The following is a 15856-nucleotide window of genomic DNA, read 5'->3' on the forward strand; positions in this document are numbered from 1 at the left end:
TCGCATACGTATTATAGAAGCGACATAGTGTTTTTATGAACAGGAATATGAGGAGTGTTGTAAAATGGTATCTGAGAAAAAATACCCAATGACATTGTCTGGAAAGAAGAAGTTAGAAGAGGAACTTGAATATTTAAAAACGGTTAAACGTAAAGAAGTTGTAGAACGAATTAAAATTGCCCGCAGTTACGGTGATCTTTCCGAGAACTCTGAATATGATTCAGCTAAGGAAGATCAAGCATTTGTTGAAGGAAAAATCTCAACATTAGAATCCATGATCCGCAATTCTGTTATCATTAACGAAGATGAGATGAACAATGACGAGGTGCAGCTTGGGAAAACGGTTACATTTAAAGAGTTGCCTGACGGCGATGAAGAGACGTACACAATTGTCGGATCTGCGGAAGCAAATCCGATCGAAGGATTAATTTCAAATGATTCACCGATTGCCAAAGGTTTGATTGGCCGCAAAAAAGGCGATGAAGTGAAAATTATGACACCCGGGGGAGAAATGACGGTTACGATCGTAGACATTAAGTAACCTTTTGGGGGCCGCTTTCAGCTGAAGGCGGCTTTTCCTCTTTGATTGGGTATTGTAGCACTTTAGAATCTCGACTTAAGATGCATGGTGAAATAGTGTTCCAGTTCTATCTAACTACATTATACATCAATGCGAAAAGAAAGAACTTTGTGGCTACGTATCGGAAAATGGACTACCTTATGCGTTTTAGCATTGGATTCATAGACAGAAAAAACTGCTGCAAATTATTCCGAATTAATATGGAGTAGTCGATTTCGCGTAATCGCATATAAGGAGGGGGTACTATGGAAGAGCGGGATCCAAAATTTTCCCGTGTCGGACGGAAGAAAAAACGTTCAAATCAATTGTTGAATATTTTAATCGGTGCAGTCGTTATCTTGATTTTAATAACTGGCTATACAATTATCTCCGGAGGCAACGACGATAAAGCCGATAAAGACACGGCATCAGATGATAATATTGATTTAGTGGTGGATGAGGAACAGGATGAAGATGACTCTGAAAAGGGAACTGAAGAGCAAGAAGAACCTGACGATATAAGTGAAGAGCGGGCTTCGTCCGACGGAGCATCCGAAGAAAATGATTCGGAAAGAAATCGCAATGAAGAGCAAAGCACGGATGAGCCCGGCACGGTGACAATTACAGAAGGAGATGACGGAATCGTCAAGGAAACCGTTATTGAAACGGCATGGGAGCCAATCGGCACCGAGCAAACTGGAGAGCATGTGTCTTTATATGATGGCGAATCTGTTGATTGGAATGAGAAGAAGAAGGCAATTTCCTATGCGACAAATGTGCCTGAAAGCAACTTGATTTTCTGGAAGATCAAAAATGGTGGCGGTCCACAAAAATCGATAGGGATCGTCTCGACGAAAGATCAATCCGAAAAATATCGTGTTTATTTGGAATGGGTGGATGGTGAGGGCTGGAAGCCAGTCCAAATGGATATTTTAAACACATTGGATTTTGATTATTGAACGGTACGTTCAGTTGGAGGTTGTATGAATGAGAATTGGAATTATCGGTGCAATGGAGCAAGAAGTGGAAATTTTAAGAGGAAAGTTAGCAGACCCACAAATTTCAACAATTGCAGGGTGTGAATTCATTGAAGGGACAGTTAGCGGACATATTGTTATCGTAGTAAAAAGCGGAATTGGAAAAGTGAATGCAGCGCTTGCGACAGCGCTTTTAATCCAACAGTACGAACCGGATGTTATTTTAAATACAGGCTCAGCAGGAGGCTTTGATCCTTTACTTGATGTCGGTACTGTTGTCATTTCAGATGCTGTTTGCCATCATGATGTCGATGCGACAGCATTCAACTACGTTATTGGTCAAGTGCCAGGCATGCCGGCAAAATATGAGGCTGATGAGAAATTGATTGAAGTGGCGCGTGAAGCGGTAATTGAAATTGGGAAGCATCCTTATGCTGTTGGCTTGATTGCTTCTGGAGATGTCTTTATGAGCGATCCCAAAAGAGTGGCACTTGTGAAGGGGCAATTTCCGGAAATGATTGCTTCTGAAATGGAAGCTTCTGCAGTTGCACAAGTTTGCCACCAATTCGGCACGCCGTTTGTTGTTATTCGAGCTCTATCCGATATTGCAGGAAAAGAATCATCAATAAGCTTTGACGAATTCCTGCCATTAGCGGCTCGTCATTCTTCAGATATTGTTTTACAAGCTATATCGAAATTGTAATTGGTTTATGGTAAAATAGTAGAAGGGTATATTTCCTTGCAAAGGAGGGAATCTTCAATGTTCTATTTAATGGCAGGCGTATTCTTTGCAACGACAGTAATCGCGGTGATTATTGCGCGCGAGGTAGCTGGCGAATAATGATGAAATTGAATTCAAAGGACATGCATTATATACAATATGCATGTTTTTGATGATTAAAATGCAAGCAAAAAGGCGTATCTATCACAGGGATTGACCTTGTGGCAGAGACGCCTTTTTCTTATTTAGTAAACGACTTGAAATTGCAAACAGTTTTGAGAGCAGTAATGGTGGGGAAAATGTAAGGAGGCTATCATTCGTTGTATTCGTGTTTAAAAAGCTGGTACAGTTTGACAATTGCCCGTTTCTCAATACGTGATACATAACTTCTTGAAATATTCAATTGCTTAGCAATTTCCTTCTGGGTCATGGGCTGGTCATCCAATAATCCATAACGGCGTTGAATAATTTCTAATTCTCTGCTGTCCAATTTTCCTAAATGGCGATAAAGCCTCTCTTTTTGTTCCTTTTGCTGAACCGTTTCAATCGGCGCTTCGTCTTCGGTTTGCAAAAGGTCTGCAATTTGCAAGGACTGTCCGTCTTTATCTGTGCCGATTGGGTCAAATAAGGATACATCCTTTTGAACTTTCTTTTGAGTTCGTAAATACATTAAGATTTCGTTTTCAATACATCTAGCCGCATACGTAGCTAATTTTGTTTTACGATCAAGCGTGAAGCTGTTCACTGCTTTCATGAGTCCGATTGTGCCAATGGAGATATAGTCATCAAGCTGCTCGTGTTTAGGGTGGAATTTTTTCACAACATGGGCGACAAGGCGCATATTCCTCTCAATTAGTTCATCTCTGGCACTTTCATCGCCTTCAGATAGTCGTTTTAAGCAGTCTGCTTCTTCTGCCTTGGACAACGGACGCCGGAAAGCCTGCCCTCGGATGTAACCGACCATTGCCGGAATTTCGACCCACAGTTGGACGAGTGCCATAACAAATCCGCTCATTGGTCCACCTCCTGTGTCGTTGTATGACAGCATATGCGGTCAGGGCTTGGCGTATCACTAGTTTTTTCGGAGGACAAGGTCGAAAGGCTGTCCATTTTCTATCAGTGAGAACAGTGAGTGTATTGGATACTGATATGTTATAATCAATCTTGAATTAGCGGATAACGGAGTGGATGTCGTGTATAATTATTTTTTGCCGGATGAGTATGTAAAAAATATATTTCAAATTTCACCGGAAAAATTAAAAGAAAAAGGGATTAAAGGGATTATTACCGATCTTGACAATACGCTCGTTGAATGGGATCGCCCTGAGGCTACGCCGGAAATAACGGAATGGGTGAAACAGATGAACGATGCGGGATTGCAAGTGACAATATTGTCCAATAATAATAATGAACGTGTACAAACGTTTTGCGGCCCGCTGAATACGCCATATATATGCGATGCGCGGAAGCCGCTTCAAAAGTCGTTCAAACGGGCGCTGGAAATGATGAAACTTCAAAAAAATGAGGTCGTCATGGTGGGCGATCAACTGATGACTGATATTTTAGGAGGCAACCGTTTCGGCCTCCACACGATATTAGTCGTCCCTGTCGCAAGCTCGGACGGTTTTGTTACGAAATTTAACCGAATGATTGAAAGAAGGATCATGGGCAAAATGAAAAAACGCGGCATGATCAAATGGGAGGAATAAGCTTGGAACAACTTAAATGCATCGGCTGCGGCATTCCAATCCAAACGGATAATCCGAAATTAGAAGGATACGCACCTCCATCTTCTTTAGAAAAAGAGGATGTCGTATGTCAGCGATGCTTTAGACTTCGGAATTATAACGAATTGCAGCCCGTTTCTTTATCGGGCGATGATTTCCTGACAATCTTGAATGGTATTGGAGAGAAAGAAGGTTTAATCATTAAAATCGTTGATATTTTTGATTTTAATGGCAGCTGGATTAATGGTCTTCATCGATTTGTCGGCAATAAAGACATTTTGCTAATTGGAAATAAAGCCGATATTCTTCCGAAATCTGTAAATCGCAATAAACTTGTTCATTGGATGAAAGCCGAATCGGCAAAATTAGGGCTGAAGCCGGTAGATGTTAAATTAGTATCTGCACATAGAGGACAGGGAATGCCCGAAGCAATGGAAGCGATCGACGCTTATCGCAAAGGGAAAGACGTCTATGTCGTCGGGTGCACGAATGTCGGTAAATCAACTTTCATTAATCGGATCATTAAAAGTGCAACCGGAGTGGGCGATGTTATTACAACATCCCATTTCCCAGGAACGACTTTAGATTTAGTGGAAATTCCGTTCGAGGACGGTAAAGCCATATACGATACACCGGGAATTATTAACGATCATCAAATTGCTCATTATTTGGACACAGAAGATTTGAAGGCAATTACACCGAAAAAAGAATTGAAGCCAAAAGTGTTCCAATTAAATGCAGAGCAAACATTGTTTATTGGAGGGCTCTCCCGTTTTGATTTCATTCGAGGTGACCGTTCTTCGTTCACTATCCACGTATCCAATGCTTTGCCAATCCATCGGACAAAATTAGAAAATGCCGATGACCTATATAACAACCATTTAGGAGAACTTCTATCTCCGCCGAGCGGTGAATCATTAGAAAAATTGCCTCCTCTCGTCCGGCATGAGTTTTCCATTAAAAAACCGAAAACGGATATCGTCATTTCGGGATTAGGATGGATTACAGTTCAGCATCCTAATGTAGTCGTCGCAGTACATGCGCCGCGTGGGGTGAATGTCGTTCTTCGTCCATCTTTAATTTAAGGGGGAGCGTTCATGAAAAAATGGTATGCGGTAATCGGAGACCCGATTGCGCAATCGATGTCGCCTGCAATGCATGAAGAGTGGTTTTCTGATGCCGGAATCGATGCTTCTTATATTCCTGTTCATGTAAGGGAGCAGGATCTATCCAAGGCGATCGAAAGTTTAAAAAGATTAGGGTGCAGTGGATGGAACGTAACAATTCCCCATAAGACGGCTATTATCGATTTGTTGGATGAAATTGACACTTCTGCAAGGATGATGAACGCTGTCAATATGGTGAAAGTGCTGGAAGATGGCCGTCTATACGGAATGAATACAGATGGCCACGGATTTGTACGTTCATTGGAAGAGAAATACGGTACGGTAGGTAAAGGAAAAAATGTATTGCTCATCGGTGCTGGAGGTGCAGCGAAAGGGATTGCGTTCGCATTGCATGAAGCAGGATATGGACCGATTGCCATTACAAATAGAACGCTTGAGAAAGCGGAACTTCTTTCATCCGATATAGAGGGGGCTTCAGCAATCCCTTTACGGGATGCAGAAGCAAATTTATCAAATTTTGGATTGATCGTACAAACGACGTCTGTCGGCATGAACTTTGCTAAAGAAGGCATACCTTTGCAGTTGATGAATGTAAGTGCAGGTACAATTGTCGCTGATATTATTTATAATCCGCTTCGCACGGAATTTCTTGAACAGGCAGAAAGTAAAGGCGGTTTACCGTTAAATGGTGTAGGCATGTTTGTTCATCAAGGTGCCTTATCATTTGAGCAGTGGACTGGTGTCTACCCAAATACGAAAAAAATGATTCGAACAATTACAGATCAACTTGGAGGAATTTGATGTTAACTGGAAAACAAAAAAGCTATTTACGAAGTGAAGCGCATCATTTACAGCCGATTTTCCAAATTGGGAAAGGCGGATTGACGCAACCGATCATTAAACAGATCGAAGAGGCGTTGGAAGCAAGGGAATTGATTAAAGTGAGCATTCTTCAAAATTGCGAAGAAGACAAAAATGATATTGCTGACCGCTTGCAGGAAGCAGGAATCGACGTCGTGCAAGTGATCGGCAAGATCCTCGTTTTGTATAAAGAATCAAAAGAAAAGAAAAGAATTATTCTTCCATAAAGGAGGGGTTCCATGAAACGGATCGGAATATTGGGCGGCACATTCAATCCGCCGCATATCGGCCATCTGCTCATTGCAGATGAAGTGAGGCATGCGCTTCAATTGGATGAAATCCGTTTAATGCCGACTGCTATTCCCCCACATAAAATGAATCCGAATGATGCATCGCCTGAGCAGCGATTGCGGATGGTCGAGATGTCTGTGGAACACGTGGATGGATTAACTTGCTCTTCTTTTGAAGTTGATCGTGGTGGTGTATCGTATACGTATGATACGATGGCAGCCTTGAAAGAAATGGAGCCAAGCAATGAATTTTTTTTCATTATTGGCGGTGATATGATTGACATATTGCCTCAGTGGCATCGCATCGATGAACTTTTGAAGCTTGTCACATTCGTCGGGGTGGATCGGCCGGATTCGAATGGTGAAACAACATTTCCGATTGTCAAAGTAAACATTCCGGAAATCGATTTATCATCTACACTTATTCGCAAGCGCTTTGCTGAAGGTGGTCCAGTCCGTTTCCTTTTGCCAAACGGAGTGGAAGCATTCATTCGCAAGGAGGAGTTGTATGGATAGAACTCGACTCATTGAAGAAAATAAAAAAAGATTGCCCATCCACCGATTTGAACATGTTTTACGAGTTGCCCATACGGCGGTTGAACTTGCAGACCGATTCGGCCTTTCCGTTGAGAAAGCGGAAAAGGCTGCGTTAATTCATGATATTGCAAAGTTTATGGAGCCTGTGAAATTACGCAAAAAATTGGAAGAGAGCGAGCATGACGAAAGGCTTTTACATTACCATCACGAGCTATGGCATGCACCTGTAGGAGCGATGATCGCTGAAGAGGAATTCGGTGTGACAGATGAGGATGTGCTGAATGCGATCCGTTATCATACGACAGGGAGAGCGGGAATGTCCGATATCGAAAAGGTGATTTATATTGCGGATTTGATTGAACCAAATCGGCAATTCCCCGGTGTCGAGCAATTGAGGACAGAAGCGGAGAAATCACTGGAAGAAAGCATGAAAGCATGTATTATCCATTCTGTTCAATATCTTGTATCTAAACAAGTTCCTGTTTTTCCGGATTCATTTGAATGCTATAACGAATATGTACTATCAAACTGAACAGCCTCAATGAAAGGAAACGTGAAATAATGACAACATTACTACAAACAGCTTATAACGCAGTGGAAGATAAAAAGGGACAGGATATCGTAGTTCTTAATATGGAAGGGATTTCCCTTATTGCAGATCAATTCATTATTTGCCATGCAAACTCTGAAAGACAAGTTCAAGCAATTGCGAGAGAAGTTGCCGATAAAGCAGCGGAAAATGGTTTTGATGTGAAGCGTATGGAAGGTTTTGAAACGGGAAGATGGGTTTTAGTCGATTTAGGGGATGTCGTTGTCCATGTATTCCATCGCGATGAGCGTGGCTATTATAACTTGGAAAAGTTATGGGGCGATGCACAAATGCTCAATATGGCGGATGAACAATGAACTCCGCTTACACAGAATTCGCAGCTGTCTATGATGAATTAATGTCTGACATTCCTTATGACCTTTATGTTGAATTGATCGATGAAGCTGTTCATGGACTTGACGGTAAAAAAGTATTGGATGTCGGGTGCGGCACCGGCCTTCTAAGCTTAATGCTTACGAAGGCGGGCGCTATGGTCGATGGAATCGATCTTTCTGAAGAAATGCTATCTGTTGCAAGGAAACGTGCTTCAGCTCATCATCAGGAGATAACGTTTAAGAGACAGCTGATGCAAGAAATAAATGAGCGTGAAATCTATGATGCAGCCGTCATACCAATAGATGCACTCAATTATGTGACAGATCCACAAGAAGTATTTCAAACGTTTAAAAATATTTATCATGCATTAAAACCGAATGGTCATCTTCTTTTCGATGTACATTCGACATATAAAACGGATGAAATTTTCATGGAAGGACCCTTCACGTTTGATAACGGTCGGATTGCTTACATATGGGAGACATTTGAAGGGGAAGCGGATCATGATGTATACTCGGAAATCGCTTTCTTTGTAAAACAGGAGTCTGGTTTATATAAACGTTTTGATGAAGCACATCACCAGCGGACGATGCCGGTTTTTGCCTATGTTGAAATGTTGGAGAAAGCAGGTTTTACGATTGAACGCATTTTTGCCGACTGGGAAGATGAACCGCCGACTGAAGAAAGTGAAAGAATCTTTTTTCAAGTGCGTAAATGAATCTTTCTTTTCCCTTAGAAATGTTATATAGTGGGAGTGACTCCATATGGATGCCTTGGGGAAAGGGTGAACAAACTGTTTTCTACATGGCTATCCGGTAATTGGCGTCGGATCATCACCCCTATTGCAGCAATCGCTGTCGTTTCCGCCATCCTGTTCTTCCCCCGTGGACAGGCAGACAATGAGTTTATTGTCGAAAGCGGACTTTCCAATATTGGCCTTGTTGAAGAGGCAGAGCAGACAGAAGTTTTGGATGGACAAGTAAAAGAAATAACAGAACCTGAGAAGATCGTCATCGATATTCAAGGGGCAGTCAAATACCCGAACGTCTATACTTTGTTAGAAGGTGATCGAGTAGTCGATGCAATTGAAGCCGCAGGTGGCTATTTGCCGGAAGCTGATGCCCGTGTGTTGAATCATGCAATGAAGCTAACTGACGAAATGTATATTTATGTTCCGAAAGAAGGAGAAATCGATCTTTCAGATAATATGCAAATGATGCAGCCTTCTAATAGTGATTCTTCTGATGAAAGAAAAGTGAATATAAACACGGCAGATGAGTCGGAATTGACAACATTGCCAGGCATCGGACCTTCTAAAGCTGCATCTATAGTCCAATATCGGACGGATCATGGGCCTTTCCAGACGACTGAATCGCTCATGGAAGTTTCAGGCATCGGGCAAAAGACATTTGAAAAGCTTGAACCATTCATTTCAATTAAGTAGTAATAAGTTTGGAGGCATACATATGGAGCGTATTACTTGGGACCAGTTTTTCATGGCTCAATGCCATTTGTTGGCGGTCAGAAGCACTTGTACAAGACTTACAGTAGGCGCAACAATCGTTCGTGATAATCGCATCATTGCGGGCGGATATAACGGATCCATTTCTGGAGGCGATCATTGTATTGACCATGGTTGTTATGTCGTTGGAAACCATTGCGTGCGAACAATCCATGCTGAAATGAATGCCCTTTTGCAATGTGCTAAATACGGCAGCCCGGTAGAAGGGGCATCCCTCTACGTAACTCATTTTCCGTGTTTGCAATGTTCGAAAGCGATTATCCAGTCTGGAATTAAGCATGTTTATTACGCTACAGATTACAAAAACGATGAATACGCTATGAAATTATTCGCTCAATCCGGTGTGTCGGTTCAGCATATCCCTTTTGATGAAAGGAATATCGATTTTGCAAAGGATGACAAATTAGCATTAATTGATGAGCTGATTTCACAAATGGCTTCTTTAGGTGCATCGTCAGAAGAACTCGTCCCTTATCAAAAAAGGGCGGATGAATTATTTGGGATAAAATAAAAAACTTCCGATTAATTTATATTTGCGTGCCGATTGCCGTTTCAGCTTTTGCTGCTTACGGCTCGGCGTACGTATTGTTCGTCAACCTTTTCTTACTCCCCATTTTTCTTCTTAGAAAGGATTGGATTACACCAATTCTATCATTCACGTTTGCAATTCTTTCCTATTGGTATATTCTTTCTATTTTACCTGTTGACAAAGAAGTTAGTATTTCTGAAACGCTTCACATTACCTTTTCTGATCAAGTGAAAATAGATGGAGGTAAATTAAAAGGTTTCGGTAAAACGCATACAGGGGAAACTGTATACGTTTTGTATTCGTTTGAAGATGAACAGGAAAAAGACCGATTTATGCATACTCATCTGCCATCTTATCAATTTGCATTTACAGGCTCATATAAGGAGCCAGCGATACCTTCCCATGCGTATTCATTTGATATGGGTAAATATTTGCGGATGAATGGAGCGGTCGGGCAGTTTGAGGCACAGCAATTGGTTGGGGTGAACAACCGATCAGGGATGATGCAGATGCTTTCATTGCAAAGATGGCGTGTAAAGCAGCATATTGAAAAGGTTTTTCCTGAATCGCTGCAGGTGGAAGCGGAAGCATTGCTCATTGGCGACCGTAGCGGGATGGATGAAGCTGCTGCACAGCGATATAGAACTTTAGGCATTACTCACCTGTTCGCAATTTCTGGGCTACATGTCGGTTTATTGACAATGATGATCCGCTATCTATTAATCCGCCTTTCAGTAAGAATAGAGACTGTTGATACGTTGATGATCATTTTGCTGCCATTGTATGCAGTCATTGCGGGTGGCGCTCCTTCTGTATGGCGGGCAGTTTCAGTAACCATCATTTTGCTTTTGACTGCAACAGGCAAGGTGAAGATGAGAATGGATGATGCGCTTTCGATCAGTGCAGCCGTTTTCATTCTTTACGAGCCGTTTGTCCTATTCCAGCCAGGATTTCAGCTGTCCTATTTAGCAGCATTTTCGCTCATCTATTCATCGGACATCTTATCACAATCTTCATCAGTGTTACGAAATTCGTTTCTCGTTACATTCATTACACAGTTGGCGTTATGTCCGGTTCTTCTTTACCACTTTTATGAAATTTCATTATCATCTTTTATTGTTAATTTGCTATTCGTCCCTCTCTATTCTTTCGTCATTTTGCCAGCAAATATTTTTCTGCTATTCCTGTCGTATGCCCTGCCTTTTATTGCAAATATGCTATTTTTGCTCTATACGCCATTTCGCGAATGGATTGACAAATTGACGATCTTTTTATCAGATTTGCCTTATCAAATGTGGACGCCGGGTCGGCCTTCCACTATCCTGCTTATCATTTCGTTTTTTTGCCTTATCACCTTCTTCGTTTCTTTTGAAAAGCAACAGAAGGTGTTTCCTGCGATCATCTGGATTGTAATACCTGTGTTGCTTATTGCAGCGCAACCATATACTGATCGTTCGCTTCGTGTTACTTTTTTAGATGTTGGACAAGGAGATAGCATCATTATCGAACTGCCGAATCGAAAAGGGGTGTATGTAATTGATACGGGAGGAAGAGTGACCTTTGGAGAACCGAACTGGAAAACGCCAAACCATCAATTTGAAATTGGCAGAAATATTGTCGTTCCGTTTTTAAAAGGGAAGGGAATTACAAAAATTGACAAACTATTACTGACGCATGCGGATAGCGACCATATAGAAGGGGCGGACGAGGTTATGGAAGAGTTGAAAATAAAAGAAATCCATATTTCGCCTGAAAGCAGTCAAGAGCCAACAATGAAAGACGTCATTCGCATTTCTGAGGAAAAAGGGATCCCGATTCGTCCAATGAAAGAAGGTAACGCTTGGAAGCTGTTAGATATTGACTTTATCTATTTATCACCTCCTAATGGGAATTATAATGGAAACGATAGTTCCTTAGTGTTATATATGCGAACAGGGGACGTATCGTTTTTATTTACTGGAGACTTGGAAGTGGAGGGAGAAAAGCGGATTATACGTACATACGGAGAAATAGATTGGGGCTCCCGGCTTATTTTGAAAGCGGGTCATCATGGTAGCAGAACGTCAAGTTCAGAGCCGTTTATAGAAATGCTCTCACCTAAACTAACAATATTGTCGTATGGACGGAATAATCGTTACGGGCATCCTCATGCCGAAGTGATCAATACATTCGATAAATTCGATGTTCTTACAGCTGCAACAGCAGAATTAGGTTCAATCACAATAACTGTAAAACGAGGAGATTACTACATTTCTACTTCAGCCAAATGAAAAACAGACAATACTTTTCCGCGGAAGGAAGGCATTGTCTGTTCTTCTTGACATTAATGCTGTGAGACGAAGTCTATGATTGTAGCAATAACGAAAATTGCAGAAAATGCGATAAAAGCTACAATGAAGCCCATTCCAGAATCGATTAAGTCATTGCGTTTAGACTGTACGTCTTGTTCGAACTCATTCATTGCTACACCTCCTGATTCTTATATAGTATAGATGATAATACGTAAAAAATCCATATGAAACAGTTTTTAATTGCCTTTACAATGGAAACGACACAATTTAGTCATAGACGATGTATAATAGTTGTGGTGATATACAGGAGGAATACATATGAATGCGATTTGGAAAGATATAGATGCGGGAAAAATTGCCCCGGTTTATTTATTGACGGGGCTGGAACAACATTTATTGGATACGACGATTAAGCGTCTCATAAAAGCGATAGATGGGATTGAGGAAAACTCCGTCATCCGCTTTGACATGACGGAAACACCAATAGAATCGGTCATTGAAGAAGCGGATACGCTGCCTTTTTTGGAGGATCGCAAATTCATTATCGCTCAAAATGCTTCATTCCTTAAAGCACCTGATAAAAAGGAAAAAATTGAACAAAATACAGCTTTATTGGACAAATGGCTTGATCATCCATCCCCGACTGCAACAGTTGTTTTTTTAGCCCCGTATGAGAAATTGGACAAGCGGCTGAAAATAACAAAATCGATGATGAAGAAGGCAGTTGTTGTCGAGGCAAACCGGCTAGAAGGAAAGGATCTTACGACATGGGTACAGCAAGAATGCAGTGCAAATGGTGTGAAAATAAGCGGAGAAACTGCACAATACTTAGTTGATATGGCAGGCAATGATTTATTAATGTTATCGGCAGAAGTGTCCAAAATTGCGATGTATATGGACGGTCAAGGAGAAGTGACGAAAGATATTGTAGAGTTATTAGTGCCAAGAACACCGGAAATGGATGTATTCCGTTTGACGGAAGCTTATATGCGAGGCGATGTTAGGCGGACTGTATCCATCTATCATGACTTATTGAGAAACGGGGAAGAGCCGATTATGTTGACATCTCTTATAGCTGGGCAAATCCGTCTTATGATCCATGTCACGTCATTGACAAAAAAAGGTTACCAGCAACAGCAAATCGCAAAAACGTTGAATGTCCATCCATATCGTGTCAAACTTATAATGGAAAATCGTCAAGTACCGCCTATGGATCGACTTTTATTGATTTTGGAGAAATTGGCTGCAATCGATTATAAATTAAAAACGACTGGCGGCAAAAGAGAGCGAGTATTAGAAGTTTTTTTTATGGAGCCGCTTTAAAATGAGTTGTATAAACGAAGGGGGCTGTCCATTTTGGACAGCCCCTTAAGTTTGTTATTGAGCTTTTTTCGTAAGACGTGCTTTTTGGCGAGCTGCTGTATTTTTATGGATAAGACCTTTTCGAGCAGCAGTGTCCAATTTTTTAACCGCATCTTTCAAAAGTTCAGAAGCGTTCTCTTCTTTATTGATGATCGCAGTATCAGCTTTACGTACAGCAGTACGCATAGCAGCTTTGATTTGAGAGTTGTGTTCGTTCGCTGCAGTGCTTTGTTTTACACGTTTGATTGCACCTTTAATGTTTGGCATTTCATTCACCTCCAATTTCAGGTAAGGCAAGAGTGTTTCCCTATATCATTCGGATATCTCTTTACAACATAAATATTTTAGCAAAGTGACAGGCAGAACGCAATAAAAATACGCAAAGAATATTTCCTTGACACAACGTGCAAGCTATTGATTGAGGTGAAAAGGAATGAAAAAATTTGATTTCTATCGGACAGACTTACTTGTTGAAAGTGAGGAAATGGTACGTCATCGGACGGAATCCGAAAAAGATACGTTGAAAGAATCGGAAGGTGTAAATTTTAGTGAGAAGAGGCATGGACGGGTCGTTTTGACATCTGTCAAGATTGATGAGCGAGGCGAGGAACGGATTGGAAAGAAAGCTGGTACGTATATTACATTAACCGTTCCTAAAATGACGGTTGCCGATGAATCCGGGCTGAATGAAATGGCGTCCGTCTTAACAAATAAACTGATTGAGCTGACGGAAAACATGCCGAATTTGAAAGAAGGTAAGATTTTAATTATCGGTCTTGGAAACCGAGATGTAACGCCGGATGCAGTCGGACCATTGACGATGGATCGCTTGCGTGATATCGTCCCAGAATACTATTCGGATACAGAAGAAGGCAGTGAGCTGTTTGTATATTCTCCGGGTGTTACGATTCAGACAGGACTTGAAACAGCCGATTTCGTAAGAGCAATGGTGTCGGAAATTAAACCAGATCTATTAGTAGTCATTGATGCACTTGCTGCCAGAGACAGTGCAAGGCTATGCAGAACGATCCAATTGACGGATACAGGCATCCACCCTGGCTCTGGAGTTGGCAATAGTAGAAAAGAAATATCGAAGGAGACGTTAGGTTGTCCCGTACTTGCGATCGGCATCCCGACAGTAGTGGATGGTCCGGTATTAATTGCCGATGCAATTAATACGTTGTTTGGCTACATTGCTTCTAAGATTGAGGAAGAGTCACATCCTTCCTCAAGATTATCCGTTTCACCATGGCTCCATGAGGCAAAGGAAGGGGCCGATCGTTCGAAGCTAATTCCGATTTTTGGCGATTGGTCTTCATGGCCACACGAAGACCGCGTTCAGTTGTTTGAAGAGGTTTTGTCTTCACATGAATTGAACACATTTATTTCTCCGAAAGAAATTGATTCTTATGTTGCGTTATATGCAGAAGCTTTGACAGGTTCCATAACCCAATGGATTGAAAGCTTTAAATCCAGTCATTGACCTACCATCCCCCGCATATAGTTGGAAGACGGGGGGATGCCATATGAAAAAAAATATGCAAATTTTGTCCGTAATTGTATTCGTTCTATTCCTTTTCCCGGTAGTCATCCAATTTATACCGGAAGGATCCACTATGTCATCAGCAAAAATCATCAAAGAAAACGCATTCATCGTGTACGCTTCCAACATAATGGAAGAGCCGAAAGACAAAGAAGAAGAAGTGAAACCTGTCGACAATGCGACAGATCCGTCAAAAGTGCTTTTATATTTCACTCATTCACAGGAAGCGTACGAACCGATGACGAAAGCAGCAGATGGAAAAGTGGCTGTTTCCCATCAAACGGAAAATGTTATGAAGATGGGAGAAAAATTAAAAAATCAATTAATTGTACACGGTGTAGAGACTGATATGCTTGATGTAGACAATAATAAAGAAATGGTGAAAAAAAACATTCCTTATTGGCGGGCATATAAGGAAATACGACCGCACGTGAAACAGAAGATTAGCGAAAAGGATTATGATTTAATAATCGATGTTCATCGGGATTCGATTGGCCCTGAAGCAACAACGATTGTTCATGAAGGAGAAAGGTATGCAAAAGTATCTTTTGTAGTGGGCACCGATCACGCGAATTATAAATTGAATATGCACAAAACGATGACTCTTAAAAAAGAAATGGATAAAATTATTCCAGGGATTACAAAAAATTTACTTCCCAAAGGCGGGCAAGGCGTAGATGGAAAGTATAACCAAGATTTGTCTCCGAATATCATTTTAATAGAATTGGGAGGCATAGGGAATACGGAAGACGAGCTGAACAGAACTGTAGCGATTATAGCTGAGGCTGCTACAGCGATGTTAGAGAATGAGAAAACACAGCAACAAAGTAAATAAGCAATGTTGTTTTGAGGCTGTCCAATAAGTCCCTAAAATAGAACAGGTGG

General features: G+C 41.3%; 20 protein-coding genes. 17 read left to right on the plus strand and 3 right to left on the minus strand.

The annotated features are described in order from the left end of the window. Positions 1-64: 64 nt before the first annotated feature. The 3 genes from greA (at position 65) to mtnN (ending at position 2239) form a co-directional block, all read left to right on the plus strand. Entirely contained in the window at positions 65-541 is a 477-nt protein-coding gene (greA, locus tag ACFQ38_RS18155; protein ID WP_336824387.1) for a transcription elongation factor GreA, read from the plus strand. Between the two features lie 284 nt (positions 542-825). Next, complete coding sequence (locus ACFQ38_RS18160) at positions 826-1518, plus strand: YrrS family protein (protein WP_381482693.1); 693 nt, start codon at positions 826-828, stop codon at positions 1516-1518. Positions 1519-1546: 28 nt separating this feature from the next. Further along, a complete protein-coding gene (gene mtnN / locus ACFQ38_RS18165; RefSeq protein WP_381482695.1) occupies positions 1547-2239 on the plus strand; it encodes a 5'-methylthioadenosine/S-adenosylhomocysteine nucleosidase in 693 nt (230 codons plus the stop codon). Positions 2240-2570: 331 nt separating this feature from the next. Here the strand turns inward: mtnN and sigK are convergent, their stop codons facing one another. After that, the gene (gene sigK / locus ACFQ38_RS18170) at positions 2571-3272 is read right to left on the minus strand and encodes an RNA polymerase sporulation sigma factor SigK (protein ID WP_336822581.1); all 702 of its coding nucleotides are present in this window, start codon (positions 3270-3272) and stop codon (positions 2571-2573) included. Positions 3273-3450: 178 nt separating this feature from the next. Here sigK and ACFQ38_RS18175 point away from each other — a divergent pair, with 178 nt between their 5' ends. The 11 genes from ACFQ38_RS18175 to ACFQ38_RS18225 all read left to right on the plus strand — a co-directional run bounded on the left by ACFQ38_RS18175 (position 3451) and on the right by ACFQ38_RS18225 (position 12045). Next, positions 3451-3966, plus strand: coding sequence for a YqeG family HAD IIIA-type phosphatase (locus tag ACFQ38_RS18175; RefSeq protein WP_381482697.1), 516 nt, complete (start codon positions 3451-3453; stop codon positions 3964-3966). After that, complete coding sequence (yqeH, locus tag ACFQ38_RS18180; protein ID WP_381482699.1) at positions 3954-5069, plus strand: ribosome biogenesis GTPase YqeH; 1116 nt, start codon at positions 3954-3956, stop codon at positions 5067-5069. The genes ACFQ38_RS18175 and yqeH overlap by 13 nt, the downstream gene beginning before the upstream one ends. A 12-nt stretch (positions 5070-5081) precedes the next feature. Further along, entirely contained in the window at positions 5082-5912 is an 831-nt protein-coding gene (gene aroE, locus ACFQ38_RS18185) for a shikimate dehydrogenase (RefSeq protein ID WP_336822584.1), read from the plus strand. Then, positions 5912-6199: a ribosome assembly RNA-binding protein YhbY gene (yhbY, locus tag ACFQ38_RS18190; protein WP_336822585.1), complete on the plus strand. Its 288-nt coding sequence runs from the start codon at positions 5912-5914 to the stop codon at positions 6197-6199. The genes aroE and yhbY overlap by 1 nt, the downstream gene beginning before the upstream one ends. A 12-nt stretch (positions 6200-6211) precedes the next feature. Continuing rightward, entirely contained in the window at positions 6212-6778 is a 567-nt protein-coding gene (locus ACFQ38_RS18195; RefSeq protein WP_336822586.1) for a nicotinate-nucleotide adenylyltransferase, read from the plus strand. After that, entirely contained in the window at positions 6771-7331 is a 561-nt protein-coding gene (yqeK, locus tag ACFQ38_RS18200) for a bis(5'-nucleosyl)-tetraphosphatase (symmetrical) YqeK (RefSeq protein ID WP_336822587.1), read from the plus strand. The genes ACFQ38_RS18195 and yqeK overlap by 8 nt, the downstream gene beginning before the upstream one ends. Positions 7332-7360: 29 nt before the next feature. After that, the gene (gene rsfS / locus ACFQ38_RS18205) at positions 7361-7705 is read left to right on the plus strand and encodes a ribosome silencing factor (RefSeq protein ID WP_336822588.1); all 345 of its coding nucleotides are present in this window, start codon (positions 7361-7363) and stop codon (positions 7703-7705) included. Further along, entirely contained in the window at positions 7702-8442 is a 741-nt protein-coding gene (locus tag ACFQ38_RS18210) for a class I SAM-dependent DNA methyltransferase (protein ID WP_381482704.1), read from the plus strand. The genes rsfS and ACFQ38_RS18210 overlap by 4 nt, the downstream gene beginning before the upstream one ends. 66 nt (positions 8443-8508) lie before the next feature. Continuing rightward, positions 8509-9168 (plus strand): helix-hairpin-helix domain-containing protein, encoded by a 660-nt coding sequence (locus tag ACFQ38_RS18215; protein ID WP_381482706.1) that lies wholly within the window; start codon positions 8509-8511, stop codon positions 9166-9168. 22 nt (positions 9169-9190) lie between these two features. Next, the gene (locus ACFQ38_RS18220; RefSeq protein WP_336822591.1) at positions 9191-9757 is read left to right on the plus strand and encodes a ComE operon protein 2; all 567 of its coding nucleotides are present in this window, start codon (positions 9191-9193) and stop codon (positions 9755-9757) included. 74 nt (positions 9758-9831) lie between these two features. Beyond that, entirely contained in the window at positions 9832-12045 is a 2214-nt protein-coding gene (locus tag ACFQ38_RS18225; protein WP_381482709.1) for a DNA internalization-related competence protein ComEC/Rec2, read from the plus strand. Positions 12046-12098: 53 nt separating this feature from the next. Here ACFQ38_RS18225 and ACFQ38_RS18230 read toward each other — a convergent pair whose 3' ends face one another. Then, a complete protein-coding gene (locus ACFQ38_RS18230; RefSeq protein ID WP_336822593.1) occupies positions 12099-12236 on the minus strand; it encodes a YqzM family protein in 138 nt (45 codons plus the stop codon). A gap of 148 nt (positions 12237-12384) precedes the next feature. Here ACFQ38_RS18230 and holA point away from each other — a divergent pair, with 148 nt between their 5' ends. Beyond that, positions 12385-13389, plus strand: coding sequence for a DNA polymerase III subunit delta (gene holA, locus ACFQ38_RS18235; protein ID WP_381482712.1), 1005 nt, complete (start codon positions 12385-12387; stop codon positions 13387-13389). Between the two features lie 54 nt (positions 13390-13443). Here holA and rpsT read toward each other — a convergent pair whose 3' ends face one another. Further along, on the minus strand, positions 13444-13695 hold the full coding sequence (gene rpsT / locus ACFQ38_RS18240) for a 30S ribosomal protein S20 (protein ID WP_336822595.1): 252 nt from the start codon (positions 13693-13695) through the stop codon (positions 13444-13446). A 166-nt stretch (positions 13696-13861) separates the two neighbouring features. Between rpsT and gpr the strand changes: the two genes are divergently transcribed. Both gpr and spoIIP read left to right on the plus strand, forming a co-directional pair. Then, positions 13862-14911: a GPR endopeptidase gene (gene gpr, locus ACFQ38_RS18245; protein WP_381482714.1), complete on the plus strand. Its 1050-nt coding sequence runs from the start codon at positions 13862-13864 to the stop codon at positions 14909-14911. 43 nt (positions 14912-14954) lie between these two features. Next, on the plus strand, positions 14955-15806 hold the full coding sequence (gene spoIIP / locus ACFQ38_RS18250; protein WP_381482716.1) for a stage II sporulation protein P: 852 nt from the start codon (positions 14955-14957) through the stop codon (positions 15804-15806). Positions 15807-15856: the final 50 nt, after the last annotated feature.

Origin of the sequence: Sporosarcina contaminans (genome assembly GCF_042679045.1) — a bacterium.
Classification (GTDB): domain Bacteria; phylum Bacillota; class Bacilli; order Bacillales_A; family Planococcaceae; genus Sporosarcina; species Sporosarcina contaminans.